The following is an 18628-nucleotide window of genomic DNA, read 5'->3' as shown; positions in this document are numbered from 1 at the left end:
AATTCACCCCTTCCTTAGAATCTAATGCCTTTCGGCGAACACCGCGGGATAAAAAACAAAAAAACCGCTTATGTATTTTCCCTCTGGCGTACTTAGAAATTTTTTGCGTTAGGTTTATTAAAGCCGTATCTTTCAAAAAATTCTTCACGGAAGTCCAGTAATCTGTCATCCATGATGGCTTCTCTAACTTGCTTCATCAAGTTTAACAAAAAATAAAGATTATGGTAAGTAGTTAATCGAAAACCAAATGTCTCGTTGCTCTTTACGAGATGGCGAATATAGGCTCGGGAATAATTCCTGCAAGTGTAGCAATCACAGTTTTCATCAAGCGGACCGAAATCCCTCGCATACTTTGCGTTTCTTACAACAAGCCTTCCATTGCTCGTCATCAGCGTCCCATTCCGTGCTATTCTGGTCGGCAGCACGCAATCAAACATATCGATTCCACGAATCGCCCCATCGATCAAAGAGTCAGGCGAACCTACTCCCATCAAGTATCTTGGTTTATTTTCAGGCAGGTGAGGAGTGGTGAACTCTAAGACTTTGTTCATAACATCTTTTGGCTCTCCAACAGAAAGACCGCCTACTGCATAACCCGGAAAATCTAAAGAGACGAGGTCCCTTGCACTTTGCTTCCGAAGGTCTTCATATTCTCCGCCCTGAACAATGCCGAAGAGACCCTGGTCTTCCGGACGCTGATGGGCTTTCAGGCACCTTTCTGCCCAGCGGCTTGTCCTTTCTACAGAACTTTTCATGTAATCATACTCAGCCGGATATGGCGGACACTCATCAAAAGCCATCATAATGTCAGAACCAAGGGCATTTTGTATTTCCATTGCCCCTTCAGGAGACAAGAATAGCTTTTCACCGCTCAAATGGTTGCGAAAGCGTACTCCTTCTTCCGAAATCTCCCTCAAGTCACTTAAACTAAACACTTGAAAGCCTCCGGAATCTGTTAAAATCGGCCCATCCCAATTCATAAATTTGTGCAGGCCGCCAGCTTCTTTCACAATATCGTGACCGGGCCGCAGCCAGAGGTGGTAGGTGTTACTTAAAATAACACCCGCACCCATTTCTTTTAATTCATCGGGGCTCATTGTCTTAACCGTAGCAAGCGTTCCAACAGGCATGAACATTGGTGTCTCCACAACACCATGAGGCGTATGCAGCTTTCCTAACCGGGCGCCGCTCTGTTTACAAGTCTTTATATGTTCATATCGAATTGCCGTCATCGAGTCGAACTCCCTTCTAAAATCAGCATCGCATCACCAAAGCTAAAAAAGCGATACCGTTCCTCAACTGCCTGGTGATATGCATTTAATATATTCTCCCGTCCAGCAAGAGCGCTTACCAGCATTAACAGGGTTGATTTTGGCAAGTGAAAGTTAGTGATCAAACCGTCTATTGCTTTGAATTCATATCCCGGGAAAATAAAAATATCAGTCCAGCCGGACGCTTCTTCAAACTCCCCATTGTTTTTTGAAGCTACGGTTTCAAGGGTCCGTGTTGAAGTTGTGCCCACTGATACAATCCTGCCTCCACCTTCTTTTACTTTGTTAAGAAGTTCGGCGGTTCCTTTTGTAAGTTGATAAAATTCTCCATGCATCACATGCTCTTCAATCTTGTCAACGGATACAGGACGAAATGTTCCAAGTCCAACATGAAGGGTGATAAACGCAATATGAACCCCTTTTTCTTCGATCTTCTGCAATAGTTCTTCTGTAAAATGCAGGCCGGCAGTAGGTGCTGCCGCAGACCCTCTGTTTTTAGCAAACACCGTCTGATAGCGATCCTGATCATCCAGTGTCTCTGTAATATACGGGGGCAACGGCATTTCCCCTAATTGCTCAAGGACTTCATAAAAAACGCCATCATAAATAAACTCTAACTCTCTTCCGCCATGGTCCATTTCCTTTACACACTTCGCTTTCAGCACTCCGTCCCCGAAAGAAAGCATGGTACCGTCCTTTACACGTTTTGCAGGCTTTAAAAGTGTTTCCCAGCGATCTCCCTCGATTTGTTTTAGAAGCAAAACTTCCACTTTTGCGCCAGTCTCTTCTTTTACGCCGAACAGCCTTGCTGGTAAAACTTTTGTATCGTTTAATACAAGGCAGTCTCCTGGCTTTAAATAATCGATAATAGAGGAAAACTTCTCATGCATCACCTCGCCGTTTTCCGGATCCAGTACCATTAAGCGAGAACTTGCCCGGTCTAGAAGAGGCGTCTGCGCAATAAGTTCCTCTGGTAAATCAAAATCAAATAAATTAACTTCCATCTTTACTCACCTAATTCTCTTTTTCAGTCTCTGTTCATCTTAGTGTTTGAGAAAAGTATTACATCTACTACCGAAACCTTCCGATGATATAAAAAATAATGGAAAGAACGATACTGACAACAATCGATGTTACAATTGGAAAATAAAAAGTAGTATTTCCTTTTTTAACTACAATATCCCCTGGCAGTTTTCCGATAAATTGCCATAGGAGCCCGATAGCTAAAAAGATGATTCCTATCGTTATAAAAACCTTTGAGAACCCCACGTTATTCCGGCACCTCCAACTGAAAGTAGCTGTAAACCTCACCAGTCACTATTCTTCCCCTTGGCGTCCTCTGAATAAAACCAATTTGCAATAAATAAGGCTCATACACATCCTCGATCGTATGCCTTTCCTCTCCGATGGTTGCCGCAATAGTATCAAGTCCAACCGGTCCTCCCCTGAACTTTTCTATGATGGCAAGAAGGAGTTTATGGTCGATATGATCCAGGCCCCGACTGTCAACCTGCAGCATTTTTAACGCTTTATCGGCAAGAATATGTGTGATGATCCCGTCTCCCTGCACTTGAGCGAAGTCTCTGACCCGCTTTAGCAGGCGGTTTGCGATACGTGGTGTTCCTCTGGATCGCTTCGCCAGTTCAACCGAAGCACTGTCTTCCATTTCAACATTCAAAATTTCCGAAGCCCTTTTGACGATAAACGCAAGCTCATGTTCATTATAATATTCTAGCCTGCTCATCACGCCAAAACGGTCGCGTAACGGCGCTGAAAGGGCTCCTGCCCTGGTAGTTGCACCCACGAGGGTAAACGGCGGCAGATCAAGCCTTACAGATCTAGCCGTTTCCCCTTTGCCGATGACAATATCCAGACAAAAATCCTCCATTGCCGGATAAAGAACTTCTTCGACACTTCGATGCAATCGATGGATTTCATCGATGAAAAGAACATCTCCAGGCTCAAGAGCGGTCAAAATCGCAGCAAGGTCCCCCGGACGCTCAATCGCCGGACCGGATGTTGTTCTTAAATTAACCCCCATCTCATTTGCGATAATAGCAGAAAGAGTGGTTTTTCCAAGCCCGGGTGGCCCGTAAAGCAGAACATGATCCAGTGGTTCTTTTCTCATCTTTGCCGCTTCGATAAAGATACTTAAATTTTCCTTTACTTTTGTTTGTCCAATATATTGACTTAAGGATTGCGGTCTTAAGCTATACTCGGCAGTTTCTTCTTCCCCGATAGATTCACTCGAAATTAATCTCTCTTCCAATTAAACTCTCCCCTTATTGCTGTAATAAGCGTTGAAGGGCTTTTTTAATATATTGATCTGTTGTAAGGTTTTCTTCTCTGAGTCCTGGTACAACTTTGTTTATTTCTCTTTCTGAGTATCCTAGTGCTTTAAGTGCCTCAATCGCTTCATCTAATTCTCTAACTTGTTCTTCTTCCTCTTCAACGGCAGACAGGCCAGTCTGGTCCAGACCAACGAACCCTTTTAACTTTCCTTTTAAATCCAATATAATTTGCCTCGCTGTTTTTTTCCCGACACCAGGAAACTTTGTAAGAAATTTTTCATCTTCCATTTCGATCGCCGATACAACCTGCTTGTGCTCGCCGCTTGCGAGAATGGCAAGCGCACCCTTAGGCCCAATCCCTGACACGTTGAGCAGTTTTGTAAACAGGGCTTTTTCTTCTCGGCTTTTAAAGCCGTACAGTGCAATTAAGTCTTCCCTAACATGCTGATATGTAAAGACTTTTAAAGTTCCCTTGCTCCTGCTGTATTCAAAGGGGTTCCCGCAGTAAATCTGGTATCCGATTCCGTTGCATTCCACTACAATATATTCAGTATCTATATAATCAATTTCGCCAACTACAAACTCAATCAAACCTCTTCCCGCTCCTTAAAGACAACTTTGCTTTGCTAATGAAAAATACTTTTTTTGTATTGCATACATGCGAACATGTATTTCTATGTTTCATTTTACCATAGTCTTTCTAAAAAACCATCCTTATCCTTTCACAGCTCTCTTTGTAACAGACAAAAAATGTTGATTTTTTCCGTACAAAAAAACCGCCAAATGAATTGGCGGCATAAAATGGTTATTTTATTTTTACTTTTTGAAAAGAAGCCATCACTTCTTCATAATGGTCGCTTGATTGAATTGGGATGCCAATTTTTATTTGTTTTTCTAAATTGCTCTCCAGTTTTCCCACGTCTATTTGAAAGAAGGTTTGGATCACATTTTCTTCTTCCGGTTTTCCTTCAAAGATAGATAATACATCGTTTTCTGTTACGCCAAAATAGCCATTAGCCTTTAATACAGGTGATAAGTCCCTGCTTTTTTTGTAAAAAACCATTTTATCCTTATCCTGTTCGACCAATTGCCAATCGCTATATTCTGCCCAAAAGTCTTCCATTGACCAAATAGTTTCAGATATGACTTCTTGTTCCACTGTCCCATCAATATATTCCGTTTTTAATACTACATCAATTGTCTTTGGTCCTGTAACTTCAAAAACCTCTTTTGAAACTTCTTCATTGATACTGGCTTCGGACTGTCGCTCCGCCTCTGCACTGCGGTCGTGCTGCACCATATAAAACAAAAGCGCTCCCATCAAACCTACCGTCCATAAAAAGAACATGACTTGTTTTTTGTTTTTTGACATAATTTCACCTCTTCCAACCGTGACCATTTATATGGATAGTTTCGCCATAAAAGGGGATTTTTATCCAAAATGGCTGGAAAGGCGGTTAAAGGAAAGGAGAACAGGCTTTAAGCCTGTTCTCCAGTTTGAACGGTTATCTATTGTTTTGGAATGGGCGCTTTGCAATATCAGCAATGTCAGTAAGAATCGCGTTTACATCTCCCTGAACCTCGTTGAATCCATCTCCGTTACGAAGGCGGTTATCAACTTTATCCATACGTCCAAATATGTCCTTATCAGTGGAGACAGTCAGGTTTTTCTGTTTTGTAACTTTGCCGACTTCTCTGCGTACATCTTTTTCAACTTCGGCCTGGTTAGAGTCGTTAGTATCAACACCGACCATTATTTGATCGCCATAAACGATAACGCGGGCATCTTCAACATTGTTAAGCTTTTCAATGCGATCTGCCAACCTCTTGGATAGCGTGTTATCATACATGGAATAATCTCTATCATTCCTCATATATCCAGGGCCGTTTAAACCGTTTCGGCGGTCAACTTGAGCCATATCTGGCTTGTTCGCACCATTCTTTTCATTGCGGTCCACCATATCAGTGATAGGGCCCTCACGGTAATCACCATTATCATTGTAGTTGGAATAATAACCGATTGGCCTGGTATTGTTATTATATCTGTCCATCGTGTCGTAATTATTTGCACCACAGCCAACAAGTCCGCTGGCAATTAACGCAGTTGATAATACAGCAAAAGTTTTTTTCATTTTTTAAAACCTCCTTTCATCTTTATGATGTGCCAGGAGGTTTTATTTAAACTGTTAGTTGTAGGTAATGCGCTTGTAATAAGCTTTCTGGACCTGAATGAAAAACCTTTCCCTCTCTTGAAATTTTTGCCTTGCATATGCTAAATAGTTGTTCAATTTCTGTTCATTTGTCCGCATTAAAAAAAGCCATTCCCGAAAAAAGTCAGTTGGAAATGCTAGCAGTAAATATAAGTCAGGATTTTGCAGGCAATGTTTTAATCCAGGGATCGGTATGTCCCTTACTTCTTGTAAATCCCATTTTAAAAACGGCATAATGCGATTAATATACTGCAAGTAATCATATTCTAACGGTGCATAGGCAATAAGGTCAAAGTCGATCAAAACAGTTTCAAACTTATTTCGCAAAAAATTATGGTGCGCAACATCTCCGTGGATTAAGCTTCTGTTGTTCAGTGCTTCCACTTCCAAATGCTGCAGAAATTTCCTATTTATTCTTTCAAGGATCCACTCTCCCCACCTCTGGACAGAACTGGCCAGAGGAACAAATTCTTTTTGGATGGGTGCCTGGTTTAACGAGAGCTGGAAGCGGTTATACCTTCGAAGCCATTTTTCGTTCAATTGAAACAGCTTTAATGGTGCCACATCTTTCGTTAAATTCCCTGTCTCCTTGTGAAATTTTGCTATTTGCCTGAGCCCCAATAGCCGATCTGCCCTTTTTGAAAAATCCAGAGGCGTCCCTTCTTCAACAGGCATGCAAGCCCAATAAAGTCCATCATAATGAAAGAACCATTCTTTTGTAGGAAAAGGTTCAAAGCTTGCAGCCACTTTTTCATTTCGATCATCAAGAATCGAACCCAACAACAACTGGCCATGTAATTTTTCCTTATTTTTAAATCCTTTCAACACTTTTGGACCCTGTTCCGTTTGAAGTTTAACAACATTTTTCTTCAGAACATGGCAGGAGTCTATAATTAAACCTGTTTCCTGAATATACTGGAAAAAGAGACGATCCAATTGGTTCGAATCGCCTCTTTCCAATTCTTTATTATCGAGACTCCGCATAATCGCTTTCAAGTTCCGTTTCCTCATACATTTGCGGAGCATAGTTATTTGGATAAGTTGGATAATAACCTTGAGGGGCTGAATAATAAACAGCATTACCACCGCAGCCGCAATCTCCTGATTGGTAATAGTATCTTCCCATATCTGGATAACCTTGCATATTCTGCATGCCGTATTGTGGTTCGGCCATTTGATAACTCGCCATTTGGACTTCAGGGACTGCTTCCCGATACCCGTCTTTTCCGCCATAGTATGGATACTGCGCTCCTGCTAATGCTTCTGGATAACCATCCTTTCCGCCGTAATACGGGGATTGCGCCCCCGCTACTGCTTCTGGATATTCCGGCATCCCGTAATTTGGCATCTGCGCTCCTGCTACTGCTCCCGGATAGTTCGGCATCCCGTAATTTGGCATCTGCGCTCCTGCTACTGCGCCTGGATAGTTCGGCATCCCGTAATTTGGCATCTGCGCTCCTGCTACTGCTCCCGGATAGTTCGGCATTCCATAGTTTGGCATCTGTGCTCCTGCTACTGCTCCCGGATAGTTCGGCATTCCATAGTTTGGCATCTGCGCTCCTGCTACTGCGCCTGGATAACCGTCCTTCCCTCCATAATACGAAGAAGAATCAAGTGATTCCGGTGATTCCATCATTCCTGCAACAGCTCCAGGATAGCCATCTTTTCCGCCATAGTATGGTGATTGGGCTCCAGCTACTGCTCCTGGATAACCTGGCATTCCATAATTCGGCATCTGTGCTCCCGCTACTGTACCAGGATAATTCGGCATTCCATAGTTCGCTCCAGCTACCATATCTTTTCCTGCAGGTGCCTCCATGGCTCCTGCTACCTCTCCTGGATAATTGGGCATTCCATAATTCGGCATCTGTGCTCCCGCTACTGCACCAGGATAATTCGGCATTCCATAATTCGGCATCTGTGCTCCCGCTACTGCACCAGGATAATTCGGCATTCCATAGTTCGCTCCAGCTACCATATCTTTTCCTGCAGGTGCTTCCATGGCTCCTGCTACCTCTCCTGGATAATTGGGCATTCCGTAATTCGGCATCTGTGCTCCCGCTACCTCTCCTGGATAATTCGGCATTCCATAATTCGGCATTTGGGCGCCAGCTACTGCTCCTGGAAAGCCATCCTTACCTCCATAATAAGGGGACTGCGCTCCTGCTACTGCTCCCGGGTAACCGTCTTTTCCATAACCCGCCATCGCCTGGGGATAAGAAGGTGGGCCATATAGATCACTGGAATCTTCCATTTCCCCCATCACTTGAGGCATCATCGATTTGTTTGCATAATTATTTTGCATCATCGGCGACACGACATTCGGCATATAGTTAGGTTCCTTTTGGGCAGGCATTACATAATTGGGCATGCCAATGTTCGGCATGTTCGGTACATTCATCGGGCCCGCTTCTTGATATTCGCTTGCAATCTCTTTTTCCTTTAACGGAGCAAACGGCTTTTCTGCCGCTTTTGGCGCCACCGGCTTCTCGGCCTTCGGTGCAACTTTTTTCTCAATTATCGCTTTTGGCTTTACTGCCTTTGGCTTTACTGCCTTCGGCGCTACCTTTTTTTCAGGCATCGCTTTAGGTAATACCTCTTTTTGCTTCATTTCTGTCTTTATCTTCACCTTTGCCTTAACTTCTTCTTTCATAGGCATCTCTTTTTTGATTGGTGCTTCTTTTTTAATAGGTGCCTCTTTTTTAATCGGAGCTTCTTTTTTGAAAGGCATTTCCTTTTTCTTGACCGGAACTCCTTCTGAAGGAATTTTAATTTTCATTCCTGGCATAATCAAATCCGGATCGCTTAACTGGGTATTCATAGCTTTTAGCTTTTCAAAATCTACTCCATATTTCTTTGAGATCTTCCAGAGCGTATCTCCCTTTTGAACAACATGAATTTTCAAGCTGAAAAACTCCCTCCTGTACAAAATTCAGTACATTATATGTCTAATTGGGCAGATTGCTACCTTTTCATTTTTTTGCAAGACGTACTCAAGGAAAATTTATGCACGGAAGCAGGGAGTTATTACCTTTATAAAGCCGTTTTGGATTATCTAAAAAAGTTGATTTCCTGATAAAAAAGAAAATCAACTTTTTTCAGATTATGCTCGTTCCAGCATACGTTGAAGAGCATGTGAGGCATATATGGATGTTTCTTCATCCACTTTGATCTGGTTGCCCACTTGACCATTCATTATATTTTCAAGCGACCACAATAAATGGGGAAGGTCGATTCTATTCATGGTTAAACAAGGGCACATGTTTGGATTAAGTGAAACAATTTGCTGTTCCGGATGTGTCTTTATTATTCTGTTTACAAGATTCATCTCTGTACCAATCGCCCATTTGCTTCCTGCAGGGGCAGCCTCGATCGTTTCAATAATATTTTTTGTAGAACCCGCAAAATCTGCCTGCTGGACAACCTCATGAGTGCATTCCGGATGGACGATTATTTTTGTTTCCAGGTCCTTTGAACGGATATACGCGATATTTTGCACGGTGAACTTCTCATGGACAGAACAATGACCCTTCCAGAGAATAACTTTCACATCTTCATAGACCCCTTCATATTCAAGCCTTTCTTTTATCGGATCCCAAACGGCCATCTTTTCAAGCGGTACTCCATGATCATAGGCAGTGTTTCTTCCGAGGTGCTGGTCAGGCAGGAAAAGAATTCTTTCTTTTTGCCTAAATGCCCATTCCAGCATCCTTTTTGCATTGGAAGAAGTAACTGTTGCTCCGCCGTTTTTTCCTACAAAAGATTTGATGCTCGCAGTTGAGTTAACATAGGTCAAAGGCAGAATAGTATCTCCGAACGTTGATTGCAACGTGCTCCATGCCTTTTCCGTTTGATGGATATTCGCCATGTCTGCCATCGAACATCCTGCTCTCATATCTGGCAACACAACGATCTGATGGTCATCTGTCAAAATATCTGCTGTCTCTGCCATAAAATGCACACCGCAAAAAACGATAAAGTCCGCTGGTTTGTTCTTTGCTGCGAGCTGGGCGAGCTGCAGGGAATCTCCCGTATCATCCGCAAACTGGATCACTTCATCTTTTTGATAGTGGTGGCCAGGGATATAGAGCCGGTCACCGAGTTCCTTTTTTATTTCTCTGACCCTGTTTTCCATTTCTTCCACAGTCAATGTTTTATATCTTTCCGGCAACAATGGCGTTTGTTTGATCATTTCTAACACGCTCATCTTAGTTCTCCTCCTCGATTACAAAGCTGATATCCAGGCCAGTCACAGAATGAGTCAGGCAACCGAGTGAAATATAATCCACCCCTGTATCCTGATAGCCCGCAAGGTTTTCAAGGTTGATGCCTCCCGAAGCCTCCGTAATGATCTGCTGTGGTACAAGCTCTATCAACTCTTTGATTTCTTCGGGTGTCCTGTTATCAAACATAATAATATCTGCTCCAGCATCCACCGCTTCTTGAACCTGTTCAGCACTTTCTGTTTCAACTTCTATTTTCGTCATATGCCCGGTTTGTTTCCTGGCAGATGAAACAGCCTTCGTGATGCTCCCCATATACGCAATATGGTTATCTTTGATCATCACGCCATCATCTAAACGGAACCTGTGGTTGAATCCTCCGCCGCATCTTACTGCATACTTTTCATACATCCTCAATCCAGGGGTTGTCTTTCTCGTATCGCAAATCCGTGTGTGGTCACTGTTTAGCGTTTCTACAGCTTTTCTTGTCAACGTAGCAATCCCGGACATCCTCTGGATCAAGTTTAAAATGACTCTTTCTCCATTCAGAAGCACGGCGATCGGGCCTTTTACTTTTGCTATCTTTTCTCCTGCCTTTACGTATTCGCCTTCGCTCATAATCAGGTTCACTTCAACGGAAGGATCAAGCAATCGATAGCCTTCTTCAATAATCGGTCCTCCGCATAGAACGCCATCCTGTTTTGCGACAAAGAACCCTGTTCCGACTTCATCGTTAGAAAAAATCAAATTACTCGATAGGTCATTCATTCCGATATCTTCAAGAAAAAATTGCTGCAGATCTTTTTTGATCTGTAATCGGTTCATCCCACTCTCTCCCTCTTTTAATTCGTTTCTGTTTCCACTGTTTATCATTTCGAACCGGATAGTCTTCACGGAAATGCCCGCCACGGCTTTCTGTTCTCATCATGGCGGAACTAGCCATAAGCCAGCCTGCCGTCATCATATTCCAGCGAACGACCGTCTCATGTGTGATGGCCCCCTGATATTCGTTGCCTGAACGGTAAGTTTCGAACCAGTCGACTGCCTTTGAAAGTTCCGGTCCGCTTCTCACAATACCTACATGCACATCCATCGTTTGCTGAATTTCCTTCACGGAAGGCAAGTGAGGCACTTTTTTGGATAAAAATCGTTCCTCATATCTTGACGGAACCGATCTCCATTTGCTCGATTTGATTGTTGCTGCAGTCCGGTTTGCAAAAACGATTCCTTCAAGGAGGGAATTACTTGCCAACCGATTCGCGCCGTGGACCCCTGTATTCGCTACCTCACCGATCGCGTACAAACCTTCGATCGAAGTCTGGCCGTTCCTGTTTGTCTGCACTCCGCCCATCAAGAAATGCGCCCCGGGCTGGACTGGCAAAATGCCCTGTTGAGGATCGACGCCATTACGCCTGCACGTCTTTGTTATCGTCGGAAAACGCTCTTCAAAATGAGAAATCATCGACACATCGAGATACACGTCATCGTTCTTTCTTATCCTCTCGTATATCGCCCTTGAAACAATATCTCTCGGTGCAAGATCTTCCATCGCATGAATCCCTTTCATAATGGGGGTACCTGCTTCATCGACGAGAATCGCTCCTTCACCGCGGACTGCCTCTGATATCAATCCAAATCCCCGGCCATTAACGGCGAGCATCGTCGGATGAAACTGCATGAATTCCAGATCGGAAAGCACTGCTCCTGCCCGGTACGCCATGGCGATCCCGTCTCCTGTAATAGATGCATCATTAGACGTAATACTGTATAACTTTCCTGCTCCACCCGTGGCGAGAATAATATGGTCAGCAAAGGTGATTACTTCTGCTCTATTTTCATCAAGAGACCATGCTCCAAAGCATTTTCCTTCCGCTACAAGCAGATCAACAGCCATTTCATTCTCAAAAATTTCTGCAGACTGTTTCACACGTTCGATCAATGTTTCTATGATCGCTCTTCCTGTTGCATCCCCGCCAGAATGAAGAATACGGTTATGGCTGTGCGCTCCCTCTTTGCATAGCGCCAGTCTTCCGTCAGCATGCCTGTCAAATGGCACTCCAAGGTCAATCAGCCTTTGCACCATTTCCGTACCTTCTCTGATAAGCAGCTCCGTTACCGCCTCAACGTTATGAAAATCTCCTGCACGAATCGTATCAAAAAAATGGTTCGACCAGTGATCATCCTCCGTTGTTACCGAAGCTATGCCCCCCTGCGCCAGAGCAGAATTGCTGTTTTCCATCTTTGACTTTGTGAAAATCGTCACATTCTTATCCATAGAAAGAAGCTCTGCAACCATTAATCCAGCGATGCCGCTGCCGATAATCAAGACCTCTGTATGCCTAATCTTCATTATCTGGCCTCCCTTAACGTTAGAAATGTTATTTATTAATTTCAATTTTTTGCAAATGCATATAATAAAGTGGATGATTTAAATGAAAATCCATATAACGCACCTTACAGTCACAGTTAATTTATTTTACAGTTGTCTTGACACATATATTTACATATATTTAAACTTATGACAAGAGTTTTCTTTTTTAATTTGTTTTGCTTGAATAGAATTTTTTATTAAAACATAGAAAGTAGTGAAAAACATGATCTATTTGGATTACGCTTCTACCACTCCAATGTCAGATAAAGCCTTAGAAGTTTATACAGAGGCCGCACGTCACTATTTTGGAAACCCGAGAAGCTCGCACGATATCGGTACAACTGCTAGCCAGCTATTGGAAGCTTCGAGGAGAAAAACCGCCGAGCTTTTTAACGGAAGCGAAGAGGGAGTCTACTTTACAGGAGGTGGCTCTGAAGCAAACGACCTTGCCATTCGTTCGCTTGTTAAAGCGAGCAAGAAAGGAAATCATTTAATTACAACATCAACAGAACATTCATCCGTGCTGAATACATTTAAAACACTGGAAGAAGAAGGATACAGGGTAACCTATTTACCTGTGAACGAGTATGGAGAAGTAGAAATGAAAACTTTGAAAGGTTCCCTTACACCTGAAACAGCTCTTGTTTCTATCGCCCATGCTAACAGTGAAATCGGTGCCGTACAGAAGTTAAAAGAAATCGGGCAGCTACTTGCTGAACACAATATTTTATTTCACAGTGACTGTGTGCAGACTTTTGGAAAACTGCCGCTCGATGTAAGGGAGAATAACCTATCAAGCATCAGTGTTTCCGGCCATAAGATCTATGGACCAAAGGGGGTCGGAGTTTGCTATATCGCTCCACATGTCTCCTGGGGGCAAGTGATACCCGGCACCACCCATGAAAACGGCTTTCGACCAGGAACGGTCAATGTCCCGGGTATCGCAGCCTTTGTAACTGCAGCCGAGGATGCAGTAGCTAACATGTGTAAGGAAAGAAACCGTTATGCAGAACTCCGTAAAAAGTTCGCTTCTGAGGTTTGCAAGCATGACAGAATAGTTATAGAAGGTCACCAGGAACGGGCTTTGCCTCATATTATCGGGCTCCGTGTAAAAGGAATTGAAGGACAATACATTATGCTTGAATGCAATCGGCACGGATTTGCCGTTTCTACAGGCTCCGCATGCTCCATAGGTCAACAGTCCCCTTCCAAAACCCTGCTTGCTATAGGACGAGACCAGGATGAAGCAAGAGAGCTTGTCCGCATTACATTCGGGAAATTTACAACCGAAGAAGATGTGGAAAAGACCAATCGGTTCTTCACCCAATTAATGCAGAACTTTGAAAAAGCAAAAGTATAATAAAGGCTTTGTCCTTTCGCTGGATTTATGATAACTTTTATAAAAAGCAAAAGAGGGAAAGGAGGCAATTTCGTGATAAGTGATAAAAAAATTCTTGGGGAAGAAAGACGATCGCTTATTCTTAAATGGCTGCAAGAAAGCGACGTCCCCCTCACTGGAACTTCGCTAGCGAAAAGAACCAATGTCAGCAGGCAGGTGATCGTTCAGGACATCTCTCTTTTGAAAGCGAGAAATGAACCTATTATTGCAACTGCCCAGGGATACTTGATCGTTAACAAACCGAATCAAAAACAAAAGCATAAGCGTGTGATTGCCTGTCAGCACGACCCGGCAGAGACAAAAAAAGAGTTATACACCATTGTAGATAACGGTGCAACTGTTAAAAATGTAATAGTTGAACATCCTATTTACGGCGATTTGACGGCTTCCCTTATGCTGAGCAACAGGCGAGACGTGGACCGCTTCCTTGAAAATTTGGAACGGACAAGTGCGAGCCTTCTGTCTGAGCTTACCGACGGAGTTCATCTGCATACGATAGAAGCAGATGAACCAAAACAGCTAGATGAGGTATGCCATTCTCTGAAAGAGGCCGGTTTTCTTCTTCGGCAAAATGACTAAGAGGAAAACATTAAGCATTCGAACCACTTTATAACGCCCGGTTTCTACTGGCAACCAGGATAGAAATCGGGCGTTTATTTGCGGTTCTTTTTTTATCGATCGCATTGCATTTTATTCCACTTTATGTTCTACACTATAGCACGGGTATTCCCCCAGCACTTTTACCGCTGTTCCAAGCGCCTCTAATTCATTCTTTACTCCTTGCAGCAGCACATTGTCAGGTTCACTCAAAATGTCGATAATAAAAAAGTAGTTGCCAAGTCCAGTTTTCATTGGACGGGATTCGATTTTAGATAAGTTTAATTTTCTCCAGGCAAATGCAGCAAGAACCTGATAAAGGGCACCAGGATAATCAGAAGGCAGCGTAATCTGCAAAGTCACTTTATGGCCAACAAGCGCGTCCTTCTTAGAAAGCGTTTTCCCCTCCTTTGTTAGTACAACAAACCTCGTATGGTTATTTTCGTAGTCATGAATATCACTGCTTGCTATAGCCAGCCCATAATGAGTTGCAGCTAACTCGTTGCCAATCGCGCCGATCACTCGTTCATCCGTTTCTTTAACCAGCTTTGCTGCCTTTCCCGTGGAAGTGGTATGTACAAGCTTCGCTCCTGGCAGATTCCTTCTTAAAAATTCATGTGCCTGCGCGATCGCATGGGGGTGCGAATGAACCTCTTCTATTTCATGCCATCGATCTTTATAGTTGGGGTGTATTAACAGATGCTGGCGGATCGGCAATGTTAACTCCCCTACGATAGAAATAGAAGATTGATGGCAAAGATAATCGAGCGTCATATTGACTGAGCCCTCAATCGTATTCTCAAGAGGAACAACTCCATAATCCACCGTTTTATCATCTACTGCTTCAAGACAATCAAAAATCGTTGCAAATTGTTTTAATTGTGATCCTGGAAACAATTCCATCACGGCCATTTCCGTGAATGTTCCCTCCGGTCCTAAGTAACCAATCTCTTCAGGCAATGGTAAACTCCTCTCCCAGAAAATCTCTTCTTTTTATCTATTGTTTTATAAAAATAAAAAATTGCATACAACTTTTTCAAATCCCTGAATCAGGCACCCGATCCTATTATTTCAACCTGATGGACAGAATTAACTTTCCTGATTTTCTCCAGCAGTGAATTGACTTCAACCTGCAGCTCGCCAGTTTCGACGGTAAGAATGACTGTCGCCTTTCCCTGAAGCGGAATCGTCTGGTTTATCGTAAGTACATTACATCCGATTTCTGCCACTGTTTTCAGGACTTCCGACAGTACCCCGGACCTGTCTTCAAGCTTAATATACAGGGTGATGATTTGTTCGATGATCATGGTATGGAACGGAAGGATGCCATCTCGATATTTGTAAAAAGCACTTCTGCTCAAGTCCACCTGCTTCACGGCATCGAACACAGACTCAGCCTTCCCGCTTTCGAGCAATTCTTTTGCTTGCAGCGTCTTTTGCATCGACTCAGATAATACATCCTCCCTAACAAGGTAATACTTCTTTTCTTTCTTCTTCATTTACGTTCCTCCAACTTCAGAGTTATTGTTTAGTATAATTGCAATATTTCCATTTGACAATAATCATGGCAGTAAAAGCATTTTAATTTGATAAATTCTATAAAAAGAGGACTGCCCAGGGCAGCCCTTAATTTCTAACTTAATCAATAAATTCAAATTCAAAGTCCATAATTCTCACTGTATCCCCATCTTCTGCTCCGCGCTCTCTCAGTGCTTCGTCAATTCCCATGCCTCGAAGCTGCCTTGAGAAGCGGCGAACATTATCCTCACGAGAAAAGTCCGTCATCTTAAACAATCTTTCGAGATTAGCGCCGCTCACGACAAAGGTACCGTCTGGTTCTCTTGTAATATCAAATTGGGGTTTATCCGACTCCAGGCGATAGGTGACACGGGTCTCCTTCTGCTCTTCATCTTCAAGCGGAAACTCTGGCGTCTTCTCGATTAAGTCTGCAACCGCAAAAAGCATTTCTTGCATACCTGCTCTCGTAGCTGCAGAAATAGGAAACACCGGATAGTCCTCTTCAAGCTTTTCCTTGAATTCTTTCAAGTTTTGTTCCGCCTGCGGAATATCCATTTTATTCGCTGCGATAACCTGCGGCCGTTCGGTGAGCCTTAAATTATACTGCTTAAGTTCTTCGTTAATTTTCAAATAATCCTCGTATGGGTCTCTTCCTTCCATACCGGACATATCGACCACGTGTACAATAACACGTGTTCTCTCGATATGTCGCAGAAATTGATGGCCAAGCCCTACACCTTCATGGGCGCCTTCGATTAATCCTGGAAGGTCCGCCATGACAAAGCTTCTGCCATCACCTGTTTCCACAACACCAAGGTTCGGAGCTATCGTTGTGAAATGGTACTCTGCAATTTTAGGCTTTGCTGCCGATACAACGGATAACAGCGTCGACTTCCCTACACTCGGAAAACCTACAAGCCCTACATCAGCAAGAAGCTTCAACTCCAATTGCACTTCTCTTTCCTGGCCTGGCTCGCCGTTTTCAGAAAGCTGCGGCGCAGGGTTAGCAGGAGTGGCAAAACGAGAATTCCCTCTTCCGCCCCTGCCCCCTTTCGCAATCACTGCACGCTGTCCGTGTACAGTCAAATCAGCGATTATATCTCCAGTCTCCACATCCGTCACAATCGTACCCGGCGGAACCTTTACAACCATATCGTCTGCGTTTTTACCATGCTGATTTTTTGATCGGCCGTGTTCGCCCATCGGTGCTTTAAAATGGCGGTTATACCTGAAATCCATTAGAGTCCTCAGACCCTCTTCCACTTCAAAAACCACGTCAGCGCCGTTTCCGCCGTCGCCTCCGGCCGGTCCGCCTTTCGGAACATACTTTTCTCGACGGAACGCCACCATGCCGTTTCCGCCATCTCCAGCTTTAATATAAATTTTGACCTGATCTACAAACATGTTGTTTCACCTCATTTTATGGAAAACGATAAGACAAGCTCTTCTTCTTCTGCCACTGTTTCATTTTCATCAAACGAAATATGTATTAGGTCAAGCTCACGTATCATTTGAGAAATGCCTTCCCTGTTTTTTAATTTTCCATCATAATCTAAAATTAAACGCTTTTCGTTATTTAAAAGTTGAATCGTAATCAGCAGATGCTGTTCTTCATACTTTTCGAACTGGTCTTCGATGCCCTGTACAAAGGTTTCTAAAACAAGCAGCAATTCCTGCTGTTCATTAGATAAATCTGCCTGGTCCCCGATAATTTCAAAATCAAGTTGAAAGGGATGGCGGCACCAGTTGAACGTTAGCAAAAATTCCCCGAGCTCTGGCGCATTCAGATTCGATAGCTTCGCTTCTTGCTTTGATTGGATAACAATTTCATCAATAATCTCTTTTGCACGATCTACATGATCCAGCGCCAGGTTTCCCTGTATTAGCTGCAGCCGATTTAACCAATCGTGCCGTGCATGGCGCAAGATATCAAGTGCATCCCATTTTTTTGTCATATACGCACTCCTGTACCAACAATTTCCTCTATTATATCAAACAAGCACCATAAAACGAAACATCGCCCTGTTTATAAAATCGCAGACACCAGCAGATGATTACTTTGGGAAGAAAAAAACTCTAGCCTGCCGGCTAGAGTTTAGTTTACTTATGCTTCTTTAGCAACTGGGTATACGCTAACTTTTTTGCGGTCACGGCCGAAACGCTCGAATTTCACAACGCCGTCAACCTTAGCGTACAATGTGTCGTCACCACCACGGCCAACGTTTTCACCCGGGTAGATTTTAGTTCCGCGTTGACGGAAAAGGATTGATCCACCGGATACGAATTGACCGTCAGCACGTTTCGCGCCTAGACGTTTCGCGATTGAATCACGACCGTTTTTTGTACTACCTACACCCTTTTTGGATGCAAAGAACTGAAGGTTCATTTTCAACATAGTTTCCACCTCCTAAGAGTATGAAATTTTTATATACTTCCCGTATTCTTCCGCGATCGATTGGATCGAAACAAGCATGCCCTCAAGCAATAGCTGTACTTTCTCTTCTGTTTCCGGATCTAAACCGCCCGGAACCCCACAGCGGAGAAAGCCGCCATCCTGTTCCATCTCAACCTCAAGTTGAACACCGCACAGGGACTCAATCGCATTAACCGCACCAAATGAGACAGCAGAAACACCGGCACAGACAATATCATGTCCATGGGGGCCTGCATCAGCATGTCCGGATAGCGAGAAAGCCTCGACTTGCTGCTCCTCGCCGCGTTGAACCTTAAACTGTATCATACGTGTTC

20 protein-coding genes are annotated in these 18628 nt (G+C 43.5%); 2 read left to right on the top strand and 18 right to left on the bottom strand.

Translation table 11 applies throughout. From position 1 onward, the window contains the following. Positions 1-92: 92 nt before the first annotated feature. The 12 genes from tgt to nadB form a co-directional block, all read right to left on the bottom strand. Positions 93-1232 carry a tRNA guanosine(34) transglycosylase Tgt gene (gene tgt / locus FCL54_RS02885; RefSeq protein WP_138122946.1) on the bottom strand — a complete coding sequence of 380 codons (1140 nt, stop codon included), beginning with the start codon at positions 1230-1232 and terminating at the stop codon, positions 93-95. Beyond that, entirely contained in the window at positions 1229-2275 is a 1047-nt protein-coding gene (gene queA / locus FCL54_RS02880) for a tRNA preQ1(34) S-adenosylmethionine ribosyltransferase-isomerase QueA (protein ID WP_138122944.1), read from the bottom strand. Before queA ends, tgt begins: the two co-directional genes overlap by 4 nt. A gap of 67 nt (positions 2276-2342) precedes the next feature. Beyond that, a complete protein-coding gene (locus tag FCL54_RS02875) occupies positions 2343-2540 on the bottom strand; it encodes a DUF2905 domain-containing protein (RefSeq protein ID WP_138122942.1) in 198 nt (65 codons plus the stop codon). A 1-nt stretch (position 2541) separates the two neighbouring features. Continuing rightward, complete coding sequence (gene ruvB / locus FCL54_RS02870; protein ID WP_138122940.1) at positions 2542-3540, bottom strand: Holliday junction branch migration DNA helicase RuvB; 999 nt, start codon at positions 3538-3540, stop codon at positions 2542-2544. A 13-nt stretch (positions 3541-3553) separates the two neighbouring features. Continuing rightward, positions 3554-4153, bottom strand: a complete 600-nt coding sequence (gene ruvA / locus FCL54_RS02865; protein ID WP_138122938.1) for a Holliday junction branch migration protein RuvA — start codon at positions 4151-4153, stop codon at positions 3554-3556. Positions 4154-4367: 214 nt separating this feature from the next. Further along, complete coding sequence (locus FCL54_RS02860) at positions 4368-4934, bottom strand: BofC C-terminal domain-containing protein (RefSeq protein WP_171016647.1); 567 nt, start codon at positions 4932-4934, stop codon at positions 4368-4370. A gap of 133 nt (positions 4935-5067) precedes the next feature. After that, on the bottom strand, positions 5068-5694 hold the full coding sequence (locus FCL54_RS02855) for a YhcN/YlaJ family sporulation lipoprotein (protein ID WP_138122934.1): 627 nt from the start codon (positions 5692-5694) through the stop codon (positions 5068-5070). 54 nt (positions 5695-5748) lie between these two features. After that, positions 5749-6768, bottom strand: coding sequence for a phosphotransferase (locus FCL54_RS02850; RefSeq protein ID WP_171016646.1), 1020 nt, complete (start codon positions 6766-6768; stop codon positions 5749-5751). Continuing rightward, positions 6740-8677: a SafA/ExsA family spore coat assembly protein gene (gene safA / locus FCL54_RS02845; RefSeq protein WP_138122930.1), complete on the bottom strand. Its 1938-nt coding sequence runs from the start codon at positions 8675-8677 to the stop codon at positions 6740-6742. Before safA ends, FCL54_RS02850 begins: the two co-directional genes overlap by 29 nt. 198 nt (positions 8678-8875) lie before the next feature. Then, the gene (nadA, locus tag FCL54_RS02840; RefSeq protein ID WP_138122928.1) at positions 8876-9979 is read right to left on the bottom strand and encodes a quinolinate synthase NadA; all 1104 of its coding nucleotides are present in this window, start codon (positions 9977-9979) and stop codon (positions 8876-8878) included. 1 nt (position 9980) lies between these two features. Next, positions 9981-10820 (bottom strand): carboxylating nicotinate-nucleotide diphosphorylase, encoded by an 840-nt coding sequence (nadC, locus tag FCL54_RS02835; RefSeq protein ID WP_138122926.1) that lies wholly within the window; start codon positions 10818-10820, stop codon positions 9981-9983. After that, positions 10774-12345, bottom strand: coding sequence for an L-aspartate oxidase (gene nadB, locus FCL54_RS02830; protein ID WP_138122924.1), 1572 nt, complete (start codon positions 12343-12345; stop codon positions 10774-10776). The genes nadC and nadB overlap by 47 nt, the downstream gene beginning before the upstream one ends. Before the next feature lie 244 nt (positions 12346-12589). On the opposite strand from nadB, the gene FCL54_RS02825 reads away from it, so the two are divergent. Continuing rightward, positions 12590-13726, top strand: coding sequence for an IscS subfamily cysteine desulfurase (locus FCL54_RS02825; protein WP_138122922.1), 1137 nt, complete (start codon positions 12590-12592; stop codon positions 13724-13726). A 72-nt stretch (positions 13727-13798) separates the two neighbouring features. After that, positions 13799-14344, top strand: coding sequence for a transcription repressor NadR (locus FCL54_RS02820; protein WP_138122920.1), 546 nt, complete (start codon positions 13799-13801; stop codon positions 14342-14344). A 111-nt stretch (positions 14345-14455) separates the two neighbouring features. Here the strand turns inward: FCL54_RS02820 and pheA are convergent, their stop codons facing one another. From pheA to FCL54_RS02790, 6 genes are all read right to left on the bottom strand, one after another. Further along, positions 14456-15322: a prephenate dehydratase gene (gene pheA / locus FCL54_RS02815; RefSeq protein ID WP_138122918.1), complete on the bottom strand. Its 867-nt coding sequence runs from the start codon at positions 15320-15322 to the stop codon at positions 14456-14458. An 89-nt stretch (positions 15323-15411) separates the two neighbouring features. Beyond that, positions 15412-15861: an ACT domain-containing protein gene (locus tag FCL54_RS02810; RefSeq protein WP_138122916.1), complete on the bottom strand. Its 450-nt coding sequence runs from the start codon at positions 15859-15861 to the stop codon at positions 15412-15414. A 139-nt stretch (positions 15862-16000) separates the two neighbouring features. Then, the gene (gene obgE / locus FCL54_RS02805) at positions 16001-17284 is read right to left on the bottom strand and encodes a GTPase ObgE (protein WP_138122914.1); all 1284 of its coding nucleotides are present in this window, start codon (positions 17282-17284) and stop codon (positions 16001-16003) included. An 11-nt stretch (positions 17285-17295) separates the two neighbouring features. Continuing rightward, positions 17296-17835 (bottom strand): Spo0B C-terminal domain-containing protein, encoded by a 540-nt coding sequence (locus FCL54_RS02800; protein WP_138122912.1) that lies wholly within the window; start codon positions 17833-17835, stop codon positions 17296-17298. Positions 17836-17984: 149 nt separating this feature from the next. Continuing rightward, positions 17985-18275 (bottom strand): 50S ribosomal protein L27, encoded by a 291-nt coding sequence (gene rpmA, locus FCL54_RS02795; protein ID WP_138122910.1) that lies wholly within the window; start codon positions 18273-18275, stop codon positions 17985-17987. A 12-nt stretch (positions 18276-18287) separates the two neighbouring features. Continuing rightward, positions 18288-18620, bottom strand: a complete 333-nt coding sequence (locus tag FCL54_RS02790) for a ribosomal-processing cysteine protease Prp (RefSeq protein ID WP_138122908.1) — start codon at positions 18618-18620, stop codon at positions 18288-18290. Positions 18621-18628: the final 8 nt, after the last annotated feature.

The sequence above is a fragment of the Exobacillus caeni genome (genome assembly GCF_005747095.1).
GTDB lineage: Bacteria > Bacillota > Bacilli > Bacillales > Guptibacillaceae > Exobacillus > Exobacillus caeni.
This window is presented reverse-complemented; position numbering and strand designations above follow the sequence as displayed.

Coding starts and splice junctions, on each gene's coding strand:
- nadA (WP_138122928.1), bottom strand. CDS start 9,979: ATGAGCGTGTTAGAAATGATCAAACAAACGCCATTGTTGCCGGAAAGA.
- FCL54_RS02800 (WP_138122912.1), bottom strand. CDS start 17,835: ATGACAAAAAAATGGGATGCACTTGATATCTTGCGCCATGCACGGCAC.
- nadC (WP_138122926.1), bottom strand. CDS start 10,820: ATGAACCGATTACAGATCAAAAAAGATCTGCAGCAATTTTTTCTTGAA.
- obgE (WP_138122914.1), bottom strand. CDS start 17,284: ATGTTTGTAGATCAGGTCAAAATTTATATTAAAGCTGGAGATGGCGGA.
- FCL54_RS02825 (WP_138122922.1), top strand. CDS start 12,590: ATGATCTATTTGGATTACGCTTCTACCACTCCAATGTCAGATAAAGCC.
- queA (WP_138122944.1), bottom strand. CDS start 2,275: ATGGAAGTTAATTTATTTGATTTTGATTTACCAGAGGAACTTATTGCG.
- nadB (WP_138122924.1), bottom strand. CDS start 12,345: ATGAAGATTAGGCATACAGAGGTCTTGATTATCGGCAGCGGCATCGCT.
- FCL54_RS02860 (WP_171016647.1), bottom strand. CDS start 4,934: ATGTCAAAAAACAAAAAACAAGTCATGTTCTTTTTATGGACGGTAGGT.
- FCL54_RS02810 (WP_138122916.1), bottom strand. CDS start 15,861: ATGAAGAAGAAAGAAAAGAAGTATTACCTTGTTAGGGAGGATGTATTA.
- FCL54_RS02790 (WP_138122908.1), bottom strand. CDS start 18,620: ATGATACAGTTTAAGGTTCAACGCGGCGAGGAGCAGCAAGTCGAGGCT.
- FCL54_RS02855 (WP_138122934.1), bottom strand. CDS start 5,694: ATGAAAAAAACTTTTGCTGTATTATCAACTGCGTTAATTGCCAGCGGA.
- tgt (WP_138122946.1), bottom strand. CDS start 1,232: ATGACGGCAATTCGATATGAACATATAAAGACTTGTAAACAGAGCGGC.
- rpmA (WP_138122910.1), bottom strand. CDS start 18,275: ATGTTGAAAATGAACCTTCAGTTCTTTGCATCCAAAAAGGGTGTAGGT.